At 71.4% G+C, this 21,751-nt stretch carries 24 protein-coding genes and 1 tRNA gene; 10 read left to right on the top strand and 15 right to left on the bottom strand.

Going from position 1 to position 21,751, the window contains the following annotated elements; all coding sequences use genetic code 11:
* Positions 1 to 65: 65 nt before the first annotated feature.
* A complete protein-coding gene (locus AIIKEEIJ_RS28095; RefSeq protein WP_029541943.1) occupies positions 66 to 1,016 on the bottom strand; it encodes a universal stress protein in 951 nt (316 codons plus the stop codon).
* Positions 1,017 to 1,163: 147 nt separating this feature from the next.
* On the opposite strand from AIIKEEIJ_RS28095, the gene AIIKEEIJ_RS28090 reads away from it, so the two are divergent.
* From AIIKEEIJ_RS28090 to AIIKEEIJ_RS28075, 4 genes are all read left to right on the top strand, one after another.
* The gene (locus AIIKEEIJ_RS28090; RefSeq protein WP_006933276.1) at positions 1,164 to 1,610 is read left to right on the top strand and encodes a CBS domain-containing protein; all 447 of its coding nucleotides are present in this window, start codon (positions 1,164 to 1,166) and stop codon (positions 1,608 to 1,610) included.
* Between the two features lie 65 nt (positions 1,611 to 1,675).
* Complete coding sequence (locus AIIKEEIJ_RS28085; RefSeq protein ID WP_006933279.1) at positions 1,676 to 2,116, top strand: RrF2 family transcriptional regulator; 441 nt, start codon at positions 1,676 to 1,678, stop codon at positions 2,114 to 2,116.
* A gap of 55 nt (positions 2,117 to 2,171) precedes the next feature.
* Positions 2,172 to 3,395 (top strand): globin domain-containing protein, encoded by a 1,224-nt coding sequence (locus AIIKEEIJ_RS28080; protein WP_161997030.1) that lies wholly within the window; start codon positions 2,172 to 2,174, stop codon positions 3,393 to 3,395.
* A gap of 74 nt (positions 3,396 to 3,469) precedes the next feature.
* Positions 3,470 to 5,755: a M28 family peptidase gene (locus AIIKEEIJ_RS28075; protein WP_161997029.1), complete on the top strand. Its 2,286-nt coding sequence runs from the start codon at positions 3,470 to 3,472 to the stop codon at positions 5,753 to 5,755.
* Here AIIKEEIJ_RS28075 and AIIKEEIJ_RS28070 read toward each other — a convergent pair whose 3' ends face one another.
* From AIIKEEIJ_RS28070 to AIIKEEIJ_RS28060, 3 genes are all read right to left on the bottom strand, one after another.
* Positions 5,756 to 7,276 (bottom strand): glutamate-cysteine ligase family protein, encoded by a 1,521-nt coding sequence (locus AIIKEEIJ_RS28070; protein WP_161997028.1) that lies wholly within the window; start codon positions 7,274 to 7,276, stop codon positions 5,756 to 5,758.
* A gap of 77 nt (positions 7,277 to 7,353) precedes the next feature.
* The gene (locus AIIKEEIJ_RS28065) at positions 7,354 to 8,178 is read right to left on the bottom strand and encodes a M23 family metallopeptidase (RefSeq protein ID WP_029541940.1); all 825 of its coding nucleotides are present in this window, start codon (positions 8,176 to 8,178) and stop codon (positions 7,354 to 7,356) included.
* A 326-nt stretch (positions 8,179 to 8,504) separates the two neighbouring features.
* A complete protein-coding gene (locus tag AIIKEEIJ_RS28060; protein ID WP_029541939.1) occupies positions 8,505 to 9,278 on the bottom strand; it encodes a neutral zinc metallopeptidase in 774 nt (257 codons plus the stop codon).
* A 204-nt stretch (positions 9,279 to 9,482) separates the two neighbouring features.
* Here AIIKEEIJ_RS28060 and AIIKEEIJ_RS28055 point away from each other — a divergent pair, with 204 nt between their 5' ends.
* A complete protein-coding gene (locus tag AIIKEEIJ_RS28055) occupies positions 9,483 to 9,776 on the top strand; it encodes a hypothetical protein (protein WP_161997027.1) in 294 nt (97 codons plus the stop codon).
* Positions 9,767 to 9,839, top strand: a tRNA-Arg gene (locus AIIKEEIJ_RS28050). Before AIIKEEIJ_RS28055 ends, AIIKEEIJ_RS28050 begins: the two co-directional genes overlap by 10 nt.
* 100 nt (positions 9,840 to 9,939) lie before the next feature.
* On the opposite strand, the gene AIIKEEIJ_RS28045 is transcribed toward AIIKEEIJ_RS28050, so the two are convergent.
* From AIIKEEIJ_RS28045 to AIIKEEIJ_RS28035, 3 genes are all read right to left on the bottom strand, one after another.
* On the bottom strand, positions 9,940 to 10,446 hold the full coding sequence (locus tag AIIKEEIJ_RS28045) for a nitroreductase family deazaflavin-dependent oxidoreductase (RefSeq protein WP_312026526.1): 507 nt from the start codon (positions 10,444 to 10,446) through the stop codon (positions 9,940 to 9,942).
* A gap of 16 nt (positions 10,447 to 10,462) precedes the next feature.
* Positions 10,463 to 10,918: a hypothetical protein gene (locus AIIKEEIJ_RS33355; protein ID WP_231385869.1), complete on the bottom strand. Its 456-nt coding sequence runs from the start codon at positions 10,916 to 10,918 to the stop codon at positions 10,463 to 10,465.
* 423 nt (positions 10,919 to 11,341) lie between these two features.
* Entirely contained in the window at positions 11,342 to 12,085 is a 744-nt protein-coding gene (locus tag AIIKEEIJ_RS28035; protein ID WP_029541936.1) for a Clp protease N-terminal domain-containing protein, read from the bottom strand.
* 98 nt (positions 12,086 to 12,183) lie between these two features.
* On the opposite strand from AIIKEEIJ_RS28035, the gene rpe reads away from it, so the two are divergent.
* The gene (rpe, locus tag AIIKEEIJ_RS28030) at positions 12,184 to 12,915 is read left to right on the top strand and encodes a ribulose-phosphate 3-epimerase (protein ID WP_029541935.1); all 732 of its coding nucleotides are present in this window, start codon (positions 12,184 to 12,186) and stop codon (positions 12,913 to 12,915) included.
* An 87-nt stretch (positions 12,916 to 13,002) separates the two neighbouring features.
* Here rpe and AIIKEEIJ_RS28025 read toward each other — a convergent pair whose 3' ends face one another.
* The 4 genes from AIIKEEIJ_RS28025 to AIIKEEIJ_RS28010 form a co-directional block, all read right to left on the bottom strand.
* Positions 13,003 to 13,401 carry a DUF302 domain-containing protein gene (locus tag AIIKEEIJ_RS28025; RefSeq protein WP_006930271.1) on the bottom strand — a complete coding sequence of 133 codons (399 nt, stop codon included), beginning with the start codon at positions 13,399 to 13,401 and terminating at the stop codon, positions 13,003 to 13,005.
* Positions 13,402 to 13,426: 25 nt separating this feature from the next.
* A complete protein-coding gene (locus AIIKEEIJ_RS28020; protein WP_037201469.1) occupies positions 13,427 to 13,711 on the bottom strand; it encodes a metal-sensitive transcriptional regulator in 285 nt (94 codons plus the stop codon).
* 115 nt (positions 13,712 to 13,826) lie between these two features.
* Entirely contained in the window at positions 13,827 to 14,186 is a 360-nt protein-coding gene (locus tag AIIKEEIJ_RS28015; RefSeq protein ID WP_006930269.1) for a rhodanese-like domain-containing protein, read from the bottom strand.
* The gene (locus AIIKEEIJ_RS28010) at positions 14,183 to 14,497 is read right to left on the bottom strand and encodes a rhodanese-like domain-containing protein (RefSeq protein WP_006930266.1); all 315 of its coding nucleotides are present in this window, start codon (positions 14,495 to 14,497) and stop codon (positions 14,183 to 14,185) included. The genes AIIKEEIJ_RS28015 and AIIKEEIJ_RS28010 overlap by 4 nt, the downstream gene beginning before the upstream one ends.
* Before the next feature lie 199 nt (positions 14,498 to 14,696).
* On the opposite strand from AIIKEEIJ_RS28010, the gene AIIKEEIJ_RS28005 reads away from it, so the two are divergent.
* The 3 genes from AIIKEEIJ_RS28005 (at position 14,697) to AIIKEEIJ_RS27995 (ending at position 17,364) form a co-directional block, all read left to right on the top strand.
* Positions 14,697 to 15,992, top strand: a complete 1,296-nt coding sequence (locus AIIKEEIJ_RS28005; RefSeq protein ID WP_006930265.1) for a lactate 2-monooxygenase — start codon at positions 14,697 to 14,699, stop codon at positions 15,990 to 15,992.
* A 17-nt stretch (positions 15,993 to 16,009) separates the two neighbouring features.
* The gene (locus AIIKEEIJ_RS28000) at positions 16,010 to 16,756 is read left to right on the top strand and encodes an amidohydrolase family protein (RefSeq protein WP_161997033.1); all 747 of its coding nucleotides are present in this window, start codon (positions 16,010 to 16,012) and stop codon (positions 16,754 to 16,756) included.
* A gap of 149 nt (positions 16,757 to 16,905) precedes the next feature.
* Positions 16,906 to 17,364: a hypothetical protein gene (locus AIIKEEIJ_RS27995; RefSeq protein WP_043797747.1), complete on the top strand. Its 459-nt coding sequence runs from the start codon at positions 16,906 to 16,908 to the stop codon at positions 17,362 to 17,364.
* A gap of 12 nt (positions 17,365 to 17,376) precedes the next feature.
* Here the strand turns inward: AIIKEEIJ_RS27995 and AIIKEEIJ_RS27990 are convergent, their stop codons facing one another.
* The 4 genes from AIIKEEIJ_RS27990 to AIIKEEIJ_RS27975 form a co-directional block, all read right to left on the bottom strand.
* The gene (locus tag AIIKEEIJ_RS27990; RefSeq protein ID WP_029541928.1) at positions 17,377 to 17,706 is read right to left on the bottom strand and encodes a YnfA family protein; all 330 of its coding nucleotides are present in this window, start codon (positions 17,704 to 17,706) and stop codon (positions 17,377 to 17,379) included.
* Between the two features lie 67 nt (positions 17,707 to 17,773).
* A complete protein-coding gene (gene mddA, locus AIIKEEIJ_RS27985; protein WP_161997026.1) occupies positions 17,774 to 18,541 on the bottom strand; it encodes a methanethiol S-methyltransferase in 768 nt (255 codons plus the stop codon).
* A 134-nt stretch (positions 18,542 to 18,675) separates the two neighbouring features.
* Positions 18,676 to 20,937: an ATP-dependent DNA ligase gene (locus tag AIIKEEIJ_RS27980; protein ID WP_161997025.1), complete on the bottom strand. Its 2,262-nt coding sequence runs from the start codon at positions 20,935 to 20,937 to the stop codon at positions 18,676 to 18,678.
* 192 nt (positions 20,938 to 21,129) lie between these two features.
* Positions 21,130 to 21,561 (bottom strand): type II toxin-antitoxin system Rv0910 family toxin, encoded by a 432-nt coding sequence (locus tag AIIKEEIJ_RS27975; RefSeq protein WP_161997024.1) that lies wholly within the window; start codon positions 21,559 to 21,561, stop codon positions 21,130 to 21,132.
* Positions 21,562 to 21,751: the final 190 nt, after the last annotated feature.

Genomic DNA, 21,751 nt, shown 5'->3' with positions numbered 1-21,751 from the left:
TGGTCCTGCCGGGCACGCTCGTACCCGTGTGCCAGGTACCCTACCGCCGGGGTGTGGCGCGACCTTCAGGACTCGTCGGGGCGCACCACCATGACGGGGCACTGCGCGTCGCGGATCAGCGAGTTGCTGGTGGAGCCGAGCAGCATGCCGGTGAAGCCGCCGCGGCCGCGGCTGCCGAGCACCAGCAGCTGCGCCTTCTCCGACCAGGCCAGCAGGTGGGCGCGCGGCCCGTCGACGTACACCTCGCGACGCACGTTCACGTCGGGGTAGCGGTCGTGGAACCCGGCGAGGCGCTCGGCGAGCAGGGCCTGCTCGGATTCCGCGAACGCGTTCGGATCGATCGAAACCTCCACGGCCTCGTCGAAGGTGCCCCGCCGCATGTCGCTCCACACGTGCACCGCGACGAGGTCGACGCCGCGCAGGCCGGCCTCCTCGAACGCCGCGCGGACGGCCTTCTCGCTGAGGGGGCTGCCGTCGACCCCGACGACGACGGGCCGGGTGTCGGGCAGGGTCTCCGGAGCCTTGCCGCGGACGACGACGACCGGGCAGCGACCGTGGCTGGCGACGGACACCGGGGTGGAGCCGAGCAGTGCCTCGCCCACCCGGCCGGTGCCGGAGGAGCCGAGCACGAGCATCCGCGCGCGGGCGGACAGGTCGATGAGCCAGCGCGCGCTGCCGGTGGCGGCGAGCCGGGTGGTGATCTCGAGTGCCGGCGCGACGGTGCGGGCGACCTCCTCGGCGCGCTGCAGCAGCGTCTTGCCCTCGTCCTCGACCCATTCGAAGACCTGTGCGGTCTGGATGAACGGCGCCCCGCTGTAGCCGCTGGGGGCGAAGTCGAGAGCGTGCACGATGTGCAGCGGCAGCCCGCGGTCGGCGGCCGTCGCGGCGGCCCACCGGACGGCGTCGTCGGAGGCCGGGGATCCGTCGATCCCGACCACCACGGTGTTCGAGCGCACCGCCTCGTCGTGCGTGGGCTCGTGGTGCGCCTTGCTGCCTGGGAACTTCACGTCGGTCACCGCTCTCGTCGCAGGGATCGTCCTCGGGGTCGAGGTTAATCCGCTCCCCTGGGGGCAGGAATGGTCTTTGGTCCCTCTCCGGGAAGTCCGGAGCCACTGGCCCGGTAGCGGGGATGCGGCCACAATCGTAGGCAGAGGAGGCGCATCATGTCCGGTGGACCGATCCGCATGGCGGGGCCCGCGGCCCACAAGGTCCGCGCGGCGGACGTGATGAGCACGCCGGTGCTGGCCGTGACGGTCGACGCCACCCTGGAGCGGGCCGGGGAGGTGCTGGCCCGCAACGGCTTCACCACCCTCCCGGTGGTCGACGAGCACGGCCGGCTCTGCGGCCTGATCACCGAGGAGGCGCTGGCGGGGGCGCATCTGGCGCGCCTGTCGATGTACGCCGACCTGCCGCTCGTCACCGCGATCCGCCGGCCGCTGACGGTGCGGGCGGTGGCGTTGCCGCCGGTGGCCCTCGATGCGGACGCCGAGCTGTTCGACATCGCGCGGGCGATGCTGCAGATGCGGCTGCGGTCCGTGCCGGTGGTGCGCGACGGCAGGCCGATCGGAATCGTCAGCTGGCGCAATATCCTTCCCGTGCTCGAACGCTGACGCACCGAAGCGATCTACGTCACATTAAATTGTCATTTCAGATACCAATTATCTAGTCTCAGGTCATGCAACTCACCCAGTTCACCGATCTCGGACTGAGAGTTGTCATGTACCTGGCGGCCGCCGCGCCCGACAGCTCCCCCAGCACCAAGCGCGTCGCCGAGCAGCTGCAGCTGTCGTACGCACACACCACCAAGGTGGTCGCACGATTGAGCGAACTCGGCGTCGTCACGACCCGCCGCGGCCGCGGCGGCGGACTGACCATCACCGAGCTCGGCCGGGGCGCGTCCGTCGGATGGCTCACCCGGCAACTCGAAGGCGACGGCGAGGTCGTCGCCTGCGAGGGCGACAAACCGTGCCCGCTGCGGGAAGGATGCAGCCTCCGCGGCGCACTGCGCCGAGCCCAGGAGTCCTTCTACGCGGCGCTCGACTCCGTCACCGTCGCCGATCTCACCCGGGCCCCCACCCGCACCGTCCTGCTCGATCTCACCCGCCCCGCCGTCTGACCGCACGGTTCCACAGCCCGGAACCGGCCCAGCCCTACCCGAAACGGAGTTCACGATGCCGCTCTCAGCCGAGTCCAAGGAAGTTGTCCGCGCCACCCTCCCCGCCGTGGGTGCCGCCATCGGCGACATCACCCCGCTGTTCTACAAGAAGATGTTCGCCGCGCACCCCGAACTCGAGCGCGACCTGTTCAACCGCGGCAACCAGAAGCAGGGCGAACAGCAGAAGGCCCTGGCCGGCTCCATCGCCGCCTTCGCGACCCTGCAGCTCGATCCCGACCCGGCCCGGGTCGAGGCGATCCTGTCCCGCATCGCGCACAAGCACGCCTCCCTCGGCATCAAGCCCGACGAGTACTGGATCGTCCACAAGCACCTGTTCGAGGCGATCGTGGAGGTCCTCGGCGAGGCCGTCACCCCCGAGGTCGCCGCGGCCTGGGACGAGCTGTACTGGCTGATGGCCAACACGCTCATCAAGCTCGAGGACGACCTGTACAAGGCCGCGGGCGTCGCGCCGGGCGACGTGTGGCGCACCGTCCGGGTCGCCGAGCGCCGGCACCAGTCCGCCGACACCGTCTCGTTCGTCCTGACCTCGCTCGACGGCGCCCCGCTGCCCGCTTTCCGTCCGGGACAGTACCTTTCGGTGGGCGTGAAGCTGCCCGACGGGGCCCGCCAGATCCGCCAGTACAGCCTGACCAACGCGCCGGCCCAGGGCGACTGGCGCATCACCGTCAAGCGGATCGTGGCGACCACCACCCCCGACGGCACCGCCGCGCCGGCCGGTGAAGTGTCGAACTTCCTGTACGACAACGTCTTCGAGGGTGACGAGTTGCAGGTCACCACCCCGTTCGGCGACCTGGTGCTGCCCGACGACGGCGCCCCGCTGCTGCTGGCCTCCGCCGGCATCGGCTGCACCCCGATGATCGGCATGCTCGCGCACCTCGCGGAAACCGGTGACGAGCGCAAGGTTTCGGTGCTGCACGCCGACCGCTCCGTCGCCAACCATGCGCACCGGCACGAGCTGGCCACCCTCGTCGAGCGCATCCCGTCCGCCGAGGTGCACCGGTGGTACGAGGACCTCGGCGCCCGCGAGCCGCTCGAGACCGTGCGCGTGGGCCGGGCCGACGTGTCGGACCTGCCGCTCGACCCGAACACCAAGGCGTACCTGTGCGGTCCGCTGCCGTTCATGCTCTCGCTGCGCGAGGCCCTCATCGAGCGCAACGTGCCCGCCGAGAACATCCACTACGAGGTGTTCGGTCCCGACAGCTGGGCCCCGAACGCCTGAGTCGCCTCCGACCGTGCCCCGGCCCCGCGGCCGGGGCACGGTCGTCTCCACGATCCGGCGCTAGGCTCGCTCGCATGGACGATGCTCCGGCCCCCGCCGGCGCGGGCCGCACCCGCCGGGCCGGCCGGCTCGGACTGCTCGTGCTGCTCCTCGTCGGGCTCGCGGCCACGCTGCGGACCCCGGCGGCACCCGCACCGGCCGACGCTCCCCCCACCGCGTTCAGCGCCGTCCGCGCGACGACCCACGTCGAGGCGGTGGCGGCGCGGCCGCGCACCCCGGGTTCGGCCGGCCATGCCGCGACCCGGGAGTACCTGGTCCGCATCCTCGACGACCTCGGCTGGTCCGTCCGCGTCGACGACGGCGTCGGCTGGTCGGCCACCGCCGTGCAGGGCACCCAGCGGGGCGGCCGGGTCGCGAACGTCGTCGCCACCCTGCCCGGCACCGACCCCACCGGCACCGTCGTGCTCGCCGCGCACTACGACACCGTCGCCGGCTCCCCCGGCGCGGGCGACGACGGGATCGGGATCGCCACGGTGCTCGAGGCGGCCCGCGCCCTGACCGCCGGCCCCCGTCCGCGGAACGACGTCACGGTGCTCGTGACCGACGGCGAGGAACGCGGCCTGCTCGGCGCCGAGGAGTACACGCGGCGGCAACCGGCCGACGCGAGGCCGACGGTGGTGCTCAACCACGAGGCCCGCGGCAACGGCGGGATCCCCGTCACCTTCCGGATCTCCTCCCCCAACGCGGGTCTCGTGGGTGTGCTGTCCGGCGTGCCCGGCACGACCGCGGACTCGTTCACCCAGACGGCGTTCGAGTTGCTGCCCAACGACACCGACTTCCGCCGCCTCACCGAGGCCGGCATGCACGCCGCGGACACCGCGATCGCCGGCGGCGGCGCCTACTATCACAGTCCCCTCGACACCCCGGACCGGCTCGACACCGCGTCGCTGCAGCGCATGGGAGAAACCACCCTTGCTGCGGCACAGCGGTTCTCGTCCGCCGACCTGGCAGAGCTCGGCTCGGGGGGCGACGACGTCGTCGTCACGCTGCCCTGGGGGCCGGTGCACTACCCGCGCCCGCTCGAGATCGCCCTGACCGCGCTGCTCGCCGCCGTCACCGGCGCCCTCGCGGCCCGGCGGATCCGGGACGGTGCCGCCTCGGCGGGCCGTCTCGCGGCGTCGGGCGGGATCTCGATCGCCGTGGCGGCCGCGGCGGCGGGTGCGGCGTTCGTGCCGTGGTGGCTCGCGCTGCGGATCGCTCCCGGTCAGGCCTCGGCGGTCCTGCGCGAGCCGTACCTGCCGGTGCCCTATCAGGTCGCCGCGGCGGCCGCGGCCGTCGCCGTCCTGCTCGCGGCGTATCCGCCGGTGCGCCGCCGTGTCGGCCCTGCCGCGTTCGCGACGGGCGCGCTGCTCGCCGTGACGGTCACCGCCCTGGCCGCGCTGCCCTTCCTCGGCGTCGCGACCGTCCTGGTGCTGCCGGCGCTGCCGGCGGCGATCGCCGCGCTCGTCGTGGACCTGCTGCCCACCGATCGGCGCGGGTGGCGGACGCCGGTGACGCTGGCCGGGACAGTTCCGGCGGTCGTGGTGCTCGTGCCCGCCGCGGTGGCGTCGTTCGACGCCGGTCTGCTCACCGGAGCGCCGCTCGCGGGGGTGTTCGTCGCGGTGCTGTTCGCGCTGGCGCTGCCGCTCGTCGACGCCGCCGGCGCGCCGTCGCAGCTGCGGCTCGCCGCGATCGCCGCCGCGGGGGTCGTGCTCGTGGCCGCGCCGGTCGGCGGCTGGGTCAACCGCGACGGCGCCACCCCGCCGCGGCAGGAACAACTGCTCTACGCGCTGAACGCGGACACCGGTGCCGCCGTGTGGGCGTCGCCGCGCGCCCCCGCCTCGGCTTGGAGCCGCGCCCTGCTGCCCGAGGAGCCGGCCACGCTGCCGGACGCGTTCCCGTGGCGCAGCGAGACCAGGTTCGCCCACGGGCCCGCGCCGGTCGCGCCGCTGCCCGCGCCCGGGCTCGCCGTCGTCGCGGACGTCACCGACGGCGACGAACGGACGCTGACCCTGCGGCTGACGTCGCCGCGCGGGGCGCCGACGATCGGGCTGTGGGTGGACGGGACGTCCGCGGCGGTGCGGGAGGCGGTGGTGGCCGGGCGGAGCGCCGCGCCTGCCGCGCCGTTCGGGTTCCTGTTCTCCGGGACCCCGGCCGAGGGCATCGAGGTGCGGCTGACCGTCGCCCCGCGCGACGGCGCGGTGGTACTGCACGTCGCCGACGTCACCGACGACCTCACCGTCGTCCCGGGATACACCGCTCCGGACGACCGGGCCGTGGTCACCCCCGCGGTCGCGGTGACCCGCACCGTCCGGTTGTGATCATGTCGTGCCGAGCGGCCACTCGTGAACGGGCTTGCCGCCCAGCATGTTCCGGATATAGTCACGCATCATTCCGTGCAGGGCGGTGCGCCGATCGGCGCCGGCGTCCTCCCGTTCGACGACCTGCGCCCGCTGCCACGCCGCCCCGGTCTGCCGGTTCAGGCACCGACCTTCGATGATGCCCAGGTACCGGTCCCGCGCCTGCTGCGACAGCCCGAAGGCGGTCAGGCCCGCGTCCGCCATGGGCAGCAGCCGGCGCAGCACGAGTTCGTCGGCGCCCACCCAGCCCAGGCCGGGCCAGTACAGTCGCGCGTCGAGGCCGTACTTGGCCCCGATCCCGAGGTTCTCGCGGGCCGCGTCGAAGCTCATGAACCGGCACAGCGGCACGTCGGCGTCGACGAGGGCGCGCAGCGCCCCGTAGTAGAACGCGGCGTTGGCCATGATGTCGAGCACCGTCGGGCCCGCCGGCAGCACTCGGTTCTCGAGCCGCAGGTGCGGGTGCTCGTCGGCGACGTCGAAGACGGGCCGGTTCCAGCGGTAGATGGTGCCGTTGTGCATCTGCAGCTCGCGCAGCCGCGGAGTCCGGCCGGCATCGAACTCGGCGATCGGATCGACGTCGGACACCTCGGGCAGCAGCGCCGGGAAGTACCGCGAGTTCTCCTCGAACAGGTCCGTCACCGAGTCGATCCAGCGCTCGCCGAACCACACCCGCGGCCGCACCCCCTGATTCTTCAGCTCCTGGGTGCGGGTGTCGGTGGCCTGCGCGAACAGCGGGATCCGGCTCTCGTGCCACAGCGCCTTGCCGGCGAGGAACGGGGAGTTCGCGGCGAGCGCCACCTGCACCCCGGCCAGGCACTGAGCGGCGTTCCAGTGGTCGGCGAAGTCCTCCGGCGCCACCCGCAGGTGCAGTTGCAGCGACGTGCAGGCCGCCTCCGGCACGACCGAGTTGGCGTCGGCCCGCAGCTGTTCGGCGTCGTCGCGGCCGGGGAGGGGCACGCCGTCGAGATCGAGCTCGATGTCTTCCCCGCGTGCGGCGAAGATCTGCTCGTTGAGGGCCTCGTAGCGCGGGTTGGCGGTGATGCGCTCCCGGTCGAGGTGGGCGAGCTCGAGCGTGGGCAGCATGCCGATCATGACGAGCTGGGCGTCCTGCCGGTGCATCCGCGTGTCGGCGCGGCGCAGCGACTCGCGCAGGGTGTTCTCGATGTCGAGGGTGGCGTCACCGGTGAACGGCCCGGGGTCGACGTTCATCTCGACGTTGAACTGGCCCAGCTCGGTCTGGAACACGGCGTGATCGTCGATCGCCTGCAGGACCTCGAGGTTGCACATGGCCGGTTCCATGTCGTCCTGGACGAGGTTGAACTCGATCTCCATGCCGAGCAGCGGCTCCGGCCGTTCGCGCGCGTCGGTGAAGGCGCCGTCGCGCAGCATCCGGTCCAGGGCGGCGAGGCAGGCCTGCACCTTGGTGCGGAACTCGCGCCGGTCGGCGCGGGTGAAGGAGCGAGCCTTGATCTGCGTGCCCATGGAGCCGTGTCCCTCTCCCCCGCTAGGTGATGATTCGTCAGCCTAGCGGCCCGAGCGACCGCAGTTGGGGGCGAGCGTCAGACGGCGCGGTAGCTGCCCCAGTCGGCGACGACGCCGCGGGTGCTGAGCCAGGCGTTGGGGTCGGTCTTGCCGCCGGCCTGGTCCCACACCTCGAAGTGCAGGTGCGGGCCGGTGGACCAGCCGCGGTTGCCGACGGTGGCGATCTGCTGACCGGCGGTCACCCGCTGACCGGCACTGACCTGGTAGGTGTCGACGTGGCCGTAGACGGCGGTGGTGCCGTCGTCGTTGAGGACGCGCACCCACTGGCCGTAGCCGGAGGCGGCGCCCGCGTCGAGGACGGTGCCGTCGGCGGCGGACTTGATCGGCGTGCCGATCGGGGCGGCGATGTCGATGCCGCCGTGGTGGCTGCCCCAGCGGGGGCCGAAGTCCGAGGTGAGCGTGCCCGAGACGGGCTGCACGGTGGCAGGCTTGGCGGGGTTGAGGTTGTTCAGCCAGCCCTGGCCCGCGGCGAACTGGTCGACCAGGGTGTCGAGCTCCGGCGGCAGGGCGGGAGCGGCGGCGTGCTCGTGGCCGTGCTCGTCGGCCGGGGCGGGCGCACCGGGCAGCTGCGGGAGCTCGAAGCCCTCGGGCAGCAGGCCCTGCGGCACCTCGAACGGCAGGGTGCCGGTCTGGGCGGGGGCGGGCGCGGCACTGGCCGTGCCGGCGGCGAGCTGGGCACCCACGGCGAAGAAGGCGCCGGTGGCGGCGGCCACGGTGGCGGCCTTCACGGGTGCCGACGGACCGGTGGGCTCGACGCGGTGCCGGCCGCGGCCGGAGGACGCACCGGACAGATCCATCTCGAAGGTGGTCGCCTCGTCGCCTGCCCGCTGGTGCCGTCCCACAGTTGCTACCTCATCCGTCGTCCGTTGCGCGCCGGGTGTGCCCCGGCCGTTTCTGGCGACTCAAAGTAACAAAACGATATAGGGCAGCGCCAGCGTTACGTTTCGGACACTTCTGCGGTGGGTACCGACGGCGACCCGGCGGCAGCCCGGCCGGATGCAGCCCTGCCCCACCCGCGTGAACTGCGGAAACACCCTCCTGGTGCGCGCGGGCGGGGTTGGGACGTCCGCCGGGGCCGGCCGCTCCCGGCGCCGCCTCGCGCGCATACAGAACCGCGAGGGGACGTCGGCAGTTATGTGATTGTGATCACAGCGGAGCGCCCGGCGCGTCAGCCGATGTACGCGATGGGCGCCTCGGGGATGTAGTCGACGCACGAGAGCAACGGGGTGGGCGACGGGCTGAGGTAGCCGGTGTCGAATGCCTGGATGCGCTGCTCGGCGGTGCCGTGGGTGCGCTCCGGCCCCTTGTCCTCCCCCACCGCGGCGAACGCCCGGCCCAGCGACGCCAGGTCGGTCTGCTCGACCGTGACGCCGAGGTCGCGTTCGGAGTACGCGACGAAGGCGCCCGATCCACAATCGGCCTGGTTCTCGTAGGGGATGGCACTGTTGGGTTCGGCCGGGTCGGGCTCCGGCAGTGCCAGCATCGTCTGGAAGTGATGCGTCACCTCGTGGCTCAGCACCGCGGCAATGGCGATCTCCCCGTAGCCGTTCACGAGGTCCATCGCCGCCTTCTCGCCGATGTAGAGGCTGCGGTCGGCCGCGCAGTACATCAGCGAGTTCTCGTCGTAGGCGCAGCCGGGCGCCGCCTCCCCCGACTTCCCCGCCGCCACCGAGTAGTAGGCGGTGGGATGCGGCATGTCCTGGTACGTGGCATCGATCCACGACTCGATCGACGGAAGGAAGCACTGCACATACGGTCCCATCGCGTCCGTCGTGTACTGCCCGGTGCTCCCGGCGGCGAACGGACACTCCGCTGTGGGCGAAAGCTGTTGCAGGGCAGACTCGTCCTCCGCGGCGGCCGGAGCGACGGCACCCAGGGCGGGCACCACGGCGGCGACGGCCACGGCGGCGAAGCGGATCGTGCGCGAGATCGAGCGAGGCATGAGTACTCCCGGGGACGAGGATTCGGCGTGCGGATCCACCCTCCGGCACGCCACGGCCGCACTCCAGGGCTCTTCGGGCTGCACACCGCACCCCGAGGGGGACGGTTCCCACCCCCGGGGTCACTGGCCGCACCTCCGACCGAAGGTCACCGGCCGCAGGTCACCTGCCGCAGGTCACCTGCCGCACCTCCGGCCGAATGTCACATGCGTTCGGTTGGATTGACGGCGTGTGACATTCGGGTGCACGACCGGGCGGGAACGGCGATCGCCCTCACGGGCGCCGCGATCTACGGGTCGAGCTTCCGTACCCCGGCCCTGCTGTCCACCTCACACGCCTCCGACCAGGCCTGGACCGTCACGTGGATCGCCGTCGGCGCGGCGGCGGCGCTCGCCGTGCCGCTGGTTCCGCGACCGTTTCACACCGGCGCCGCGATCCCGGCTACACTCACACCGCGCACCGAATCGGCACCGCCGGTCCACCGCGCGCCGCCCTCGTAGCTCAGGGGATAGAGCACGGCTCTCCTAAAGCCGGTGTCGCAGGTTCGAATCCTGCCGGGGGCACAAGAGACCGCTGGTCGAGCTCACCCGCAGCCGCTCTCTACGGACCGCCGCTCGCGGGGAGCGGGCGAACCAGCGCGATGCCCCTGCTCCAGCCGCTCGATCAGTCCGCCTGCACGCCAGGGGCGATGTCCAGCCGTAGATACGACTCGACGCCGAACAGTCGGTGCATCCTCCTCGATGCCGACGACAGATGCGGTTCCGCCTCCGCCGCCGGCACGATCACGGGAGCGACGGCGTCGTAGCGCACGCCCTCGCGCTCGAGGACGCAGCCCCCGCCCGCCAGAACGTTGCGGCACCAGTCGACGTCGGTGCCGTAGGGCAGATGGATGAAAAACGACTGTCCGGATCGTTCCGCCCACACCGGGGTCACGTATGGCCTTCCGGATGTGCGACCCACGTGATGCACCGCTGTGACCGTCCTCCCTCCCCTCCTCAAGATCACCGGGTTGAGGACGACCTTGTTGTACCGGCGCAGGGCAGTCAATGCCGGCTTCCAGCGCGAGCGCCACACGACGACACGGATCACCGTGAAGACCGTGTCGACGACGAGCACGACGCCGCCGAACACCCACTCCGCCAGTCGCCGGAGCGTTGCCTTTTCGGTCACGGGTCCGCCCTCTCGCTCAGGAGGAATCTCGACCCGGATCGCTGCGTGGCGGCGAGCGGTCCACGGCACCCGGCCCGTCCTCGGAGTTCGCCCACCGGAGGAACCTCGCCGCGAGGTCGGCACGGATCTCTGCGAGAAAATCGCCGTCCCGGGCGTGATCCAACTGCTCGACAGTGTCCAGTTCAGCCCGTACCGTCGCGGCCTCGTCGCCCCGAAGGCTCGCGATCCACCGTTCCACCGGGCCGGGCGGTGCGGGAACCGGACGGGGTACCACCACGTACTTCTCGAATACGTTCCGGAACCGCTCCCAGCATTGCTGTTCCTGCTGCAGAAGGAACCACGGCCATTCGACGATCCGGCCCTGGAGGCACACCTTCTTCGAGGGACCGTACTCGAGCGGATTCCACTGCGGCGGACGCGTGAACACGACCTGCAGGTCCACACAGTCCTGATCGCTGCCGGGCGTGCTCATCAGCGAAATGGTGTGCAGGTTCCTACCGTCTCCGGGACACCGGTATCGGATCGTCGGCGCTCCTTGGCACGGCGCATAGTAGCCTGCCGGCGATATCGCCGCGCCGTTCACGATCCAGCCGACGGACAGGTCGTCCTGGCCGTGCTCGAAGGACATCAGCACGGTTTCGGAAAAATCGACCCGACGCCCCACCCAGACACCGCGACGACAGAGCGACGGCGTCTTCGTGTAGTCCTCGATCACGAAATGCCGCCCGGCTTCCGAACGTTCCCGGGACTTCTCGACGAGCGGGTAGGTCATCGTTCCCCCTCTCGGCTGCCTCGACTCAACGGTAGATCGAGGAGCGGACCGGGGAGGCGGTTTCGCCCTGCGGGATGAGGCCCTCTCAGCGACGGGTCGGCTGGACAGCGGATCGCTGCCTGCTCATTCCGCGTCTCCGCGCTCCGCGTGTGCGGCCTGCTCCGCGGCCACGGCCGCGGCGACGTGCGCTTCGGCGGCCGTCTTGTCCACGCCGAGACCGGTGAGGACGCCGTTTCCGTCCTCGTATTCGAGGAGGGCGAGGAGGATGTGCTCGGTGCCGATGTAGTTGTGCCCGAGACGAAGTGCCTGCCGGAACGTCAGCTCCAGGGCCTTGCGCGCACGCGCGTCGTAGGGGATCAGGTCGGGCACGTCCCCGGCCGCCGGCGGGAGCTTCTCCACCACGGCGCGACGGACCGCGTCCGGCGAGACGTCCTGCGCGACGAGCGCGCGGACCGCGAGGGCGTCGGGCTCGCTCAGCAGACCGAGGACGAGATGTTCGCAGGTGATCTCGGCGTTGCCGGCCGCCCGGGCCTCGTTCTGTGATGCCATGACGACGTTACGGGCGCGTTCGGTGAATCGGCTGAATCCTTGTTCGGGATCGAGATCGGCAGAACCCTTGGGCACGAAGCGCTTCTGGGCCGCCTGCTTGGAGACGCCCATGCTGCGCCCGATGTCGGTCCAGGACGCGCCGGAGCGGCGGGCCTGGTCGACGAAGTGGCCGATCAGATGGTCGGCGACCTCCCCGAGATGCTCGGCGGCGAGGACCGCGTCGGTCAGTTGTTCCAGGGCGTCGGTATGCACCTTCTTGATGGCATCGATGAGGTCGTCGAGCCGGACGGGATTGCTCATGGGTACCGGGTTCGTCATTCGTCAACCATAGGTTGACGCACTCATGGTCGTCAATGCCCGGTTGACGATCGATCCGGTGCACCTCGCCGGCACCGCGAGGCGGGTACTGTCGTCGCATGGACCCCGACGTCCGCGCTGGTCACCGGGCCGATCGCCGCCCGCGGCGCGAGCCGATGATCGCGCCCAGCCTGGCCTCGGGCGACCTGGCGCGCCTGGCCGACGAGGCGCGGGCCGTGGCCGGTGGATCCGATCGGGGCGCGGACTGGCTGCACGTCGACGTGATGGACGGACACTTCGTCCCCAACATCACCTTCGGGGTGCCGGTCGTGCGGTCCCTCGCCCGGCACACCCCGCTGCCGCTCGACTGCCACCTGATGATCGAGGATCCCGACCGGTGGGCGGTCGACTACGCGGAGGCGGGCGCGCACAACGTCTCCGTGCACGTCGAGGCCGTCCGCGACCCGGTCGCTCTCGCCGGCCGCCTGCGCGACGCCGGCGCCCGCGCCGGTCTCGCGCTCGCGCCGCAGATCCCGCTCGAGCCGCACATCGGCACGCTCGCGCACTTCGACACGCTCCTGGTGATGAGCGTGCCTCCGGGATTCAACGGCCAACGGTTCATCCCCGAGATGCTCGACAAGGTGCGCGCGGCGCGACGCCTGGTCGACGCGGGGGAACTCGACGTGCTCATCGAGGTCGACGGCGGGGTGAACCTCGACACCATCGGGGCTGCCGCGGCGGCCGGCGCCGACTGCTTCGTGGCCGGCACGGCCGTCTACGGCACGGACGACCCGGCCCGCGCCGTGCGCCTGCTGCGCGAGAAGGCCCGGGCGGCGTACGGGAGACCGTGACAAGCGGGAGACAGGACGAACGGGCGACAGGACGAACACGAGAACGGGCGCCGAGAGACATCTCGGCGCCCGTTCTCGAGTGACGGCTCAGCTCCCCAGCGCGTCGATCGCTGCCTGCAACCGCCGGGCGGCCTCGTCGGCGACGGGCTGCAGCCCGGGATCCTCGGCCACCTGCACCATCAGTTGCGGGTTCATGGCCTCGACGTGCACCAGGCCGGCGTCCTCCGGATCGCGCCGGACGACGACGTTGCACGGCAACAGCAGCCCGATCTGCCGATTGACCGATACGGCCTGGTGTGCGAGCGGCGGGTTGCACGCCCCGAGGATGACGTACGGCTCCATGTCGACGTCGATCTTGGTCTTCAGGGTGGCCTGCATGTCGATCTCGGTGAGCACCCCGAAGCCCTGGTCCTTCAGCGCCTCGCGGGTGCGCTCGACGGTGTCGCCGAGCGGGGCGCGCAGCGTGGTGGCGAGAGCGAGTGTCATGCTGCTCCTTCGTGGTTCGCTGTTGTCAGGCGAGCGCGAGGAAGAGCTTCTCGAGTTCCTCCTCGGTCAGCTTGTCGACGCAGGTGTCGTCCTGCTCGTCGAGGACACACTGCCGCAACCGGGTGGCGACGATCTTGAATCCGGCCCGGTCGAGGGCGCGCGAGACCGCGGCGAGCTGGGTGACCACCTCGCGGCATTCGCGCCCGTTCTCGATCATGGAGATCACGCCGGCGAGCTGGCCCTGTGCGCGGCGCAGCCGGTTGAGCACCTGGGTGGTGGATTCTGCGGCATTCACGGTGTTAACTGTCATGGTCGGCCCCTTCATACTGAAGATGAACCCATCATACCCGGTGGGGTATTCCCGTGCCCACATTCCGGCTCGGCGCCGATTCCCGGACCTCGGGCCGGTCGACCCGGCGATTCCTTCAGCGGCGACCGCCCTTGACCACCCGCTCGCCGGCCCGCTCCCAGGCGATCATGCCGCCGCGCAGCGAGGCGACGGGCGCCTGCGCCGCCGGGGCGAACATCCGCGCGGCGCTCGCGGAGCGCATGCCCGAGTGGCACACGAACACCACCGGCCGGTTGCGCACGATCCGCGCCGCCTTCGTCGGAACCTGGGAGAGTTCGCAGTGCTGCGCGACGGGCGCGTGCCCGGACCGGTACTCGGCGGCGGAGCGCACGTCGACGAGGACCGCCCCGCCGTCCAGCAACTCGCGCGCCCGGCCGACGCCGACGGACTCGTAGGGCTTGGCGAAGCGCGCCTTGATCTTCTCGAGCAGGCTCATCGGGTTCCGCCCTGTTCGGCCGGGTGACCGGCGCGCAGCCAGCCCTTGGTGCCGCCGGCGACCGAGACCGCGGACCGCCCCGACGCGGACACGATGTCCGCGCCGCGCAGGCTGCGATTGCCGGAGGCGCAGATGACGTAGACGAGGTCGGTCCCCGGGATCTCGGCGAGACGGGAAGCGAGTTCGCCGAGCGGGATCCACTGGGCACCGGGCACGTGCGCCTGCTCGTATTCGTAGTCCTCGCGCACGTCCACGACGGTCGCGCCGGACTTCCACTCGTCGGCGAATGCAGCGATGTCGATTTCCCTCATTGTCCACTCCTCGGCCCACACCGGTGGGCATCGTGCCGTCGTTCGAGGTTCATACCCCATGGGGTACTACATACCCTAGGGGGTATATCGGAATCTGTCCACCGTCTCCGCCGGACGACCGGCGCTTGGGCCCGGCGCGTGGGCGCTTCCGTGTAGCGTCCGAGACGATCCCGCCCGACGCACCAGTGAGGAATCGCCGATGAGCGACGGACCCGTGGCGCCGCAGCCCGGCGCGGGCCGTGCCCGCCAGAACGTCATCTACCGGGCAGGAGTGCTCGGGCGCACCCCCGCGGTGCCGACCGACTTCGCCGGCCTGGAACGCCTGGCGCGACGGAAGACGAGCCGGCGCGGCTGGGCCTACATCGCCGGGGGCGCCGGCGAGGGCGCGACGATGCGCGCCAACCGCGAGGCCTTCGACCGCTGGAAGATCGTCCCCCGCGTGCTGCGCGACGTCTCCCGCCGGGACCTGAGCGTCGAGCTGTTCGGCCGCACCCTGCCCGCCCCGGTCCTGCTGGCGCCGGTCGGCGCCGCCGAGCTCGCGCACCCCGACGCCGACGTCGCGATCGCCGGCGCGGCGGCCGAACTCGGCGTGCCCTACATCTTCTCCAACCAGGGCTGCGCCCCGATGGAGGAGAGCGCCGCGGCGATGGGAGACTCCCCGCGCTGGTTCCAGTTGTACTGGAGCAGCGACGACGACCTCGTCGACAGCCTGCTCGCCCGCGCGAAGACGATCGGCGCGGACGCCGTGGTCGTCACCCTGGACACCACCCTGCTGGGCTGGCGGCCCCAGGACCTCAACCTCGGATCCTTGCCGTTCGCTCGCGGCGAGGGCATCGCCCAGTACACCTCGGACCCGACGTTCGTGCGCATCGTCCGCGAGCGCATCGCGGCCGCCGCCGGCGCACGACCCGAGGTGGAGGTGACCCTAGGCGCGATCAGGACACTGCTCTCGATGAGCCGGCGCTACCCCGGCCGCCTCCTCGACAACCTCCGCTCCCCCGAGCCCCGGGCCGCCGTCGAGACCTTCCTCGACATCTACTCCCGGCCCTCCCTGACGTGGACGGAGATCGAGTCGCTGCGCGAGCGCACCGATCTTCCCGTGCTGCTCAAGGGCATCCTCCATCCGGACGACGCCCGGCGCGCCCTCGACGCCGGGGCCGACGGCATCATCGTCTCCAACCACGGTGGCCGCCAGGTGGACGGCGCGATCGCCTCGCTCGACGCCCTGGTCGGCATCGCACCCGCCGTCGACGGCCGGGTACCGGTGCTGCTCGACAGCGGAATCCGCACCGGATCGGACGTGTTCAAGGCGCTCGCCCTCGGCGCCGACGCGGTCACCGTCGGCCGCCCGCACCTGTACGGGCTGGCGGTGGGCGGCCGCGAGGGGGCCCGCGACGCCGTCGCGAACATCATCGCCGAGTTCGATCTGACGCTCGGGCTCAGCGGGCTGACGTCGGTGAAGGAGATCACCGCGGACGCGCTTACGCGCACGTGACCGACGGGCGACGCGTGATGCCGATCTTCGACGCCCACTTCCATATCGTCGACCCCCGCTTCCCCGTGACCCCGAACGAGGGATACGTGCCGCCGGCCTTCACGGTCGCCGACTATCTCGAGCGGGTCCGCGGGCTCGGCGTCACGGGTGGCGCCGTCGTGTCCGGCTCCTTCCACGGCTTCGATCAGGGCTACCTGCTGGACGCGCTGGCCCTCCTCGGCCCCCGCTTCGTGGGCGTCACCCAACTGCCGGCGACCGTGACCGACACCGAGATCGCCCGGCTCGACGAGGCCGGCGTGCGCGGGATCCGGTTCAACCTGCGCCGCGGCGGTTCGGAATCCGCCGCCCACCTCGACTCGCTCGCGCGGCGGGTCCACGACGTCGCCGGCTGGCAAACCGAGTTGTACGTCGACGCCCGCGAACTGCCCGCGCTCACCGGGACCGTCGCCGCCCTGCCCGCGGTGAGCATCGACCACCTGGGCCTGTCCGCGGCCGGACTGCCGCACCTGCTGGACCTGGTCGACCGCGGGGTCCGGGTCAAGGCGACCGGGTTCGGCCGCGCCGACTTCGACGTCGCCGCCGTTCTGCGCGCCGTCGCCGACCGGAACCCGCACGCCCTGATGTTCGGCACCGACCTGCCGTCCACCCGGGCGCCGCGGCCGTTCACCGACACGGACGTCGCGGTGGTCACCGATGCACTGGGTCCGGACCTCGCCGCGCGGGCGCTGCACGACAATGCCGCGCAGTTCTACCGCGTGCGTTGACATCCCCGGCAAGCAAGATCTCCGAAACGTCGTATGCTCCGCCGTTCGCGATCTAGACTCGGGGGCGTCATTCGGTGCGCGGGGCGCGCCGCCGGCGGGGCGCGGCGGTCGGCACCCGGACGTGACATTCCGATCACAGGAGCATCAGCATGAGCGCCGCCCGAACCACCCGAGCAATCCTCGCCACCGCCGCACCGATCGCGGCCGCCGTCCTGTTCGCCGGCAGCGCCGGCGCCGCACCGCCCCAATCCCTCGGCACGGCACTGACCTTCGGGTGCCTCAACCAGGGCAGCCTGGCCTCGATCACGGCGGTCACCGCGCAGGCCGGCCCGGAGGCGAACCCCGCGATCGCACCCGGTCACGTACTGTTCTCCACCGCACCGGGAATGGGCCCCATGCCCGCTGCGGGGCAGGTGTCGGTCGCATGGCTCAATCAGAGCACCGGCCAGGCGGGGATCGTCGACCTCGAGGGGACGTATCCGAACCTGGCGAAGGTGGTGAACACCGGCCCGGGCACCGTGCTCACCACCGTATTCGGTTCGGTGAACCTGAGCAGCGGCCCGATCTGCAATTCGACACCGGCCGCGGGGACGGTGACCGTCGGCTGACGGTGCCGGAGTTCAGCGCGGGCTGTACATGATCAGCGCCACGCCGAGCAGGCACACCAGGGCGCCGGCCACATCCCACCGGTCGGGGCGGAAGCCGTCGACGATCATCGCCCACACGAGCGATCCGGCGACGAACACTCCGCCGTAGGCAGCGAGGATGCGACCGAAATTCGCATCCGGCTGCAGCGTTGCCACCATTCCGTACCCGCCGAGCGCAATCACACCGGCGCCCACCCAGATCCAGCCGCGCTGTTCCCGGATTCCCTGCCACACGAGCCAGGCACCGCCGATCTCGAACAGGGCCGCGACGACGAACAGGACGAGGGACTTCGCGATGCTCACGCGAAGTACCCTACGGCGCTGCACGGCTCCGGTGCGGGTGCCCGCACCGGAGCCGGCCGGAACATGGTCAGGTTCGGCTCGCCGCGCGCGGGCGGGGCACCAGCCGGGGCACGCGGGCACTGTAGTCGCGGTACCGGTCGCCGAACGTGTCGGTCAGATCGTGTTCCTCGAACCGCAGCGCGACGAGGATGTATCCGGTGGTGACCGCGGCGAACAGCAGGTGGCCCACGCTCATCGTCGGCGCCACCCAGAACGCGATCAGGAAGCCGAGATACAACGGGTGACGCACCACGCGGTACAGCCTCGGGGTGCGGAATACGACTTCGGCCGGGGGTTTTCCGGCGAAGTTCCGCAGCACCTGCCGCAGGCCGAACAGGTCGAAGTGGTCGATCGCGAACGTCGATGCGAGCACGAGGCCCCATCCTGCGAAGGACACCGCATAGAGCACCACGCGCACCGGTGTCGCGTCCACGTCCCAGATCTCCTGTGGCAGTGGATGCCACTGCCACATCACCAGCGCCAGGGCGGCGGTGGCGAACAGGACGAACGTGGAGCGTTCGATCGGCTGTGGGACGATGCGGGTCCATCGGTCCTTGAACCAGGGCCGGGCCATGACCGAATGCTGAACGGCGAACACGGACAACAGTGCCAGGTTCACCATCACGGCGACGACGATCGGCGTCGGCGGCCCCTCGTCGATGGTGCGGGGCACCACGAGACCTTCGACCCACCCGATCGAGTACAGGAACACCGCGAAGAACACGGCGTAGGCGGCCGCGCCGTACGCGGTCATCAGGGTGCGGCCGAGGCGGCCCCTGTCGGTCGTCTGCAACATCGTCGAACCTTCCCTCCTCCGGGCGCGCCGGCCCGTGCCACACTCGGCGGATGTGCCGTGTGACCACGGTGCGCCGACGCGCCGGAGGACGACAGGCACCCCGGGGTGAGGTTTTCGGCACCCGGGGCGGGCGGTCATCCGCTGCCGCGGGCCACGTCCTGCGGGTCGATGTCGTCGCGCAACCCGCGCCAGCTCGGATGCCAGAGCTTGCCGGCGTCGGTCCACTCCCGGAACCGCACCTCCCCCACCAGCTTCGGGCTCACCCACACCGCGTCCCGCGAGTCCTCGCGCGGGACGTCGCCGGCGAAGGGCGTGGTGCGGCGCCGCAGACCCGCCATGGCGGCCGACAGTTCGGCGAGCTGGGGTTCGTCGAAGCCGGTGCCGACGCGGCCGACGTACTCCAGCCCGGCCTCGCCCTGCACGCCGACCAGCAGCGAGCCGAAGGTGCCGGCGCGGGCCCCCTTGCCGAGGCGCCAGCCCCCGATGACGACGTCCTGGGTGAGCCAGTTCTTCGACTTCACCCAGTCGGGGCTGCGCCGGCCCGGCATGTACACCGAGTTCCGCCGCTTGGCCACCACCCCTTCCCAGCCCCGCCGGGTGCTCTCCTCCAGCGCTTCGGATCCGTTGCCGTGCAACAGTTCCGGAACAACCAGCCCGTCGGCCGCGGCGGCGAGCGCGTCGAGCACGCGCCGCCGGTCGGAATACGGCTTGCGGTACAGGGTCACCCCGTCGAGGAAGAGGACGTCGAACACGAAGTACTGCGGGGTGCCCCCGGTCCGCAGCTGCCGGAAGCTTGTGACACCGAGGGTGTCGCACGCGACCACCTCGCCGTCGAGGACCACCTCGTGCCCGTCGAGGATGCGGGTGAGATCGGCGAGAGCGGGGTAGTCGCCGGTGATGTCGCGGCCGGAACGCGAATGCAGCCGCAGCTGCCCGTTCTCGATCTCGGCGACGGCGCGGTAGCCGTCCCACTTGCCCTCGAACGCCCATTCGTCGGCGTCGAGACCGGTCACCTCACCCGGTGTCGCGAGCATGGGCTCGAGGTCGCGCGGGAAGCTCGTCGGCGGGCCCGACGGCGCGCTCTGGTCCTTCATGCGGTGCGCGAGCCACTGGTTGCCGGCCGTGCGGATCAGCGCGTACCGGCCCTGCACCCGCGCGCCGTGCAGGCGCACGATCACCTCGTCGTCGCGCCATTTCTCGGTGTCGTAGGTGCCGGTGTCCCAGATCGTCATGCCGCCGGCGCCGTACTCCCCCTTGGGGATCACGCCGTGGAAGGTGAGGTACTCGAGCGGATGGTCCTCGGTGCGCACCGCGAGGTTGTTGCGGCCGGGATCGTCCGGCAGGTTCTTCGGCACCGCCCACGACGCGAGCACCCCGTCGCGCTCGAGCCTCAGGTCGTAGTGCAGGCGGCGGGCGTGGTGCTCCTGGATGACGAAGGAATTGCCCGGTCCGGATCCCACGGTGGCGGGGACGGGTTCGGGGGTGCGGGACGGGTCGCGCTTGTGCCGGTACTCGGTCAGGGCGTCGGACTCGGGCAGCGGCGGGTCGAGCGCGGCGAGCGGGTCGGGTCCGGCCTCGAGGCGCGCGAGCACCTCGTCGAACCGCAATTGGTGCAACCCGGGGTCGTCGAGTTCGTCCCAGGTGCGGGGCGCGGCGACCCACGGCTGCTCCCGACCGCGCAGGGAATACGGCGCGATGGTCGTCTTGGCCTGGTTGTTCTGGCTCCAGTCGAGGAACACCCGGCCACCGCGCACGGCCTTCGCCATGGTGGCGGTGACCAGGTCGGGATGCAGCGTCTCGAGGTTGATCGCCACCTGCTTCGCCACGGTCGACGCCCCGCCCGGTGCGAGCTCGCGGTCGAGCGGCACATACAGGTGTATCCCCTTGCTGCCGCTGGTGACCGGGTAGGCCGGCCAGCCCAGCCCGCCGACCATGTCGCGCACCAGGCGGGCAACCTCGGCGCACTGCGCCAGCGTGACCCCCTCCCCCGGGTCGAGGTCGAACACGATCCGCGTCGCGGGACCCGGAACGGAACCCGAGAACCGCCACTGCGGCACGTGCAGCTCGAGTGCCGCCTGCTGCCCCAGCCAGGCCAGCGACGCCACGGAGTCGAAGACCGGATACGTCACCGACCGCTGCTTGTGGTGAACAGTCTTGCGGGTGAGCCACTTCGGCGCGTGGGAGGCGAGGTTCTTCTCGAAGAACGACTCGCCGCCGACACCCTCGGGCCAGCGTTTGCGGGTGCCGGGCCGGCCCGCGACGTGCGGCAGCAGCACCGGGGCGACGGCGACGTAGTAGTCGACCACGTCGGCCTTCGTCGTGCCCGTGCTCGGGTACAGCACCTTGTCGAGGTTCGTCAGGTTCAGACGACGGCCTTCGAACGTGCGGGTCGTCATCGCCTCATTCTGCCGAGCGCGGCCCGCGGGCGCGCACTTCTCGCGCCGGTCCCCGGCGTGTCGCCCGCGCGGAGGGCGCTTTCGGTGCTGCGCTCACGAGCACCTTCGGCGCTGGGACCCATGAGCGCCTTCGGCGCTGCGCTCATGGGCACCTTCGGTGCTGGGACCCATGGGCGCCTTCGGCGCTGCGGCTCAGCTGTAGAGTTCGGCGAACCGGCGCAGCGAGGCCTCGATGTCGCCGTGCAGGGCCCGCGCGACGCCGGAGCCGATCGGCCCGAACAGCGGTGCCCCGCCGAGGTCGATGTTCAGGCTGAGCACGGAGCCGATCCCGGCGGCCCGGACGGTCATCCGCAGCTTGAACCGGGTGCCGCCCTGGCCGGAACCGTGGAGCACGAGGTGGTGCGGCGAGTCGATCTCCCGGACGGTCCACGCGACCCGGTTACGCATGCCCTTGACCGAGACGACGGACTCGGCGGTGGTGCCGACGACGAGTTCGCTCGGCAGGTCGCTGCGCCACCCGTCGTGGATGGTCAGCCATTCGTCGAATCCGTGCAGGTCCGACGCCCGCACCCAGGTCACGTGCGGTTCGAGCGGAAGGTCGGTCGATACCTCGAGTTTGGCCATGCCCCGCAGCGTAGACGCCGAAGCGCGGACGCAGGGTGATCGACCCTGCGTCCGCGCTTCGTGGGTGTTGCCTAGTGGGCGACAGCCTTTTCGACACCGACACCGGTGAGGGAGCGGACCTCCATCTCGGCCTGCTTGGCCGGGTCCTCCAGCTTGCGCCGGCCGATGTAGGTACCGACGATGCCGAGGA

Origin of the sequence: Rhodococcus sp. YH1, assembly GCF_009939605.1 — a bacterium.
Classification (GTDB): domain Bacteria; phylum Actinomycetota; class Actinomycetes; order Mycobacteriales; family Mycobacteriaceae; genus Rhodococcus; species Rhodococcus aetherivorans.
Note: the sequence above shows the minus strand (reverse complement) of the source record. Positions and strands in the feature narration are given on the sequence as shown.

Bases quoted from the DNA above. Each gene is read 5' to 3' on its own strand.
- AIIKEEIJ_RS28000 (WP_161997033.1), top strand. From the start codon at position 16,010: ATGCCGATCTTCGACGCCCACTTCCATATCGTCGACCCCCGCTTCCCC.
- AIIKEEIJ_RS27975 (WP_161997024.1), bottom strand. From the start codon at position 21,561: ATGGCCAAACTCGAGGTATCGACCGACCTTCCGCTCGAACCGCACGTG.
- AIIKEEIJ_RS28085 (WP_006933279.1), top strand. From the start codon at position 1,676: ATGCAACTCACCCAGTTCACCGATCTCGGACTGAGAGTTGTCATGTAC.
- AIIKEEIJ_RS33355 (WP_231385869.1), bottom strand. From the start codon at position 10,918: ATGAGCACGCCCGGCAGCGATCAGGACTGTGTGGACCTGCAGGTCGTG.
- AIIKEEIJ_RS28035 (WP_029541936.1), bottom strand. From the start codon at position 12,085: ATGACGAACCCGGTACCCATGAGCAATCCCGTCCGGCTCGACGACCTC.
- AIIKEEIJ_RS28075 (WP_161997029.1), top strand. From the start codon at position 3,470: ATGGACGATGCTCCGGCCCCCGCCGGCGCGGGCCGCACCCGCCGGGCC.
- AIIKEEIJ_RS28015 (WP_006930269.1), bottom strand. From the start codon at position 14,186: ATGAGCCTGCTCGAGAAGATCAAGGCGCGCTTCGCCAAGCCCTACGAG.
- AIIKEEIJ_RS28020 (WP_037201469.1), bottom strand. From the start codon at position 13,711: ATGACAGTTAACACCGTGAATGCCGCAGAATCCACCACCCAGGTGCTC.
- AIIKEEIJ_RS28005 (WP_006930265.1), top strand. From the start codon at position 14,697: ATGAGCGACGGACCCGTGGCGCCGCAGCCCGGCGCGGGCCGTGCCCGC.
- rpe (WP_029541935.1), top strand. From the start codon at position 12,184: ATGGACCCCGACGTCCGCGCTGGTCACCGGGCCGATCGCCGCCCGCGG.
- AIIKEEIJ_RS28010 (WP_006930266.1), bottom strand. From the start codon at position 14,497: ATGAGGGAAATCGACATCGCTGCATTCGCCGACGAGTGGAAGTCCGGC.
- AIIKEEIJ_RS28090 (WP_006933276.1), top strand. From the start codon at position 1,164: ATGTCCGGTGGACCGATCCGCATGGCGGGGCCCGCGGCCCACAAGGTC.
- AIIKEEIJ_RS28025 (WP_006930271.1), bottom strand. From the start codon at position 13,401: ATGACACTCGCTCTCGCCACCACGCTGCGCGCCCCGCTCGGCGACACC.
- AIIKEEIJ_RS27980 (WP_161997025.1), bottom strand. From the start codon at position 20,937: ATGACGACCCGCACGTTCGAAGGCCGTCGTCTGAACCTGACGAACCTC.
- AIIKEEIJ_RS27995 (WP_043797747.1), top strand. From the start codon at position 16,906: ATGAGCGCCGCCCGAACCACCCGAGCAATCCTCGCCACCGCCGCACCG.
- AIIKEEIJ_RS28055 (WP_161997027.1), top strand. From the start codon at position 9,483: ATGCGTTCGGTTGGATTGACGGCGTGTGACATTCGGGTGCACGACCGG.
- AIIKEEIJ_RS28070 (WP_161997028.1), bottom strand. From the start codon at position 7,276: ATGGGCACGCAGATCAAGGCTCGCTCCTTCACCCGCGCCGACCGGCGC.
- AIIKEEIJ_RS28060 (WP_029541939.1), bottom strand. From the start codon at position 9,278: ATGCCTCGCTCGATCTCGCGCACGATCCGCTTCGCCGCCGTGGCCGTC.
- AIIKEEIJ_RS28080 (WP_161997030.1), top strand. From the start codon at position 2,172: ATGCCGCTCTCAGCCGAGTCCAAGGAAGTTGTCCGCGCCACCCTCCCC.
- mddA (WP_161997026.1), bottom strand. From the start codon at position 18,541: ATGTTGCAGACGACCGACAGGGGCCGCCTCGGCCGCACCCTGATGACC.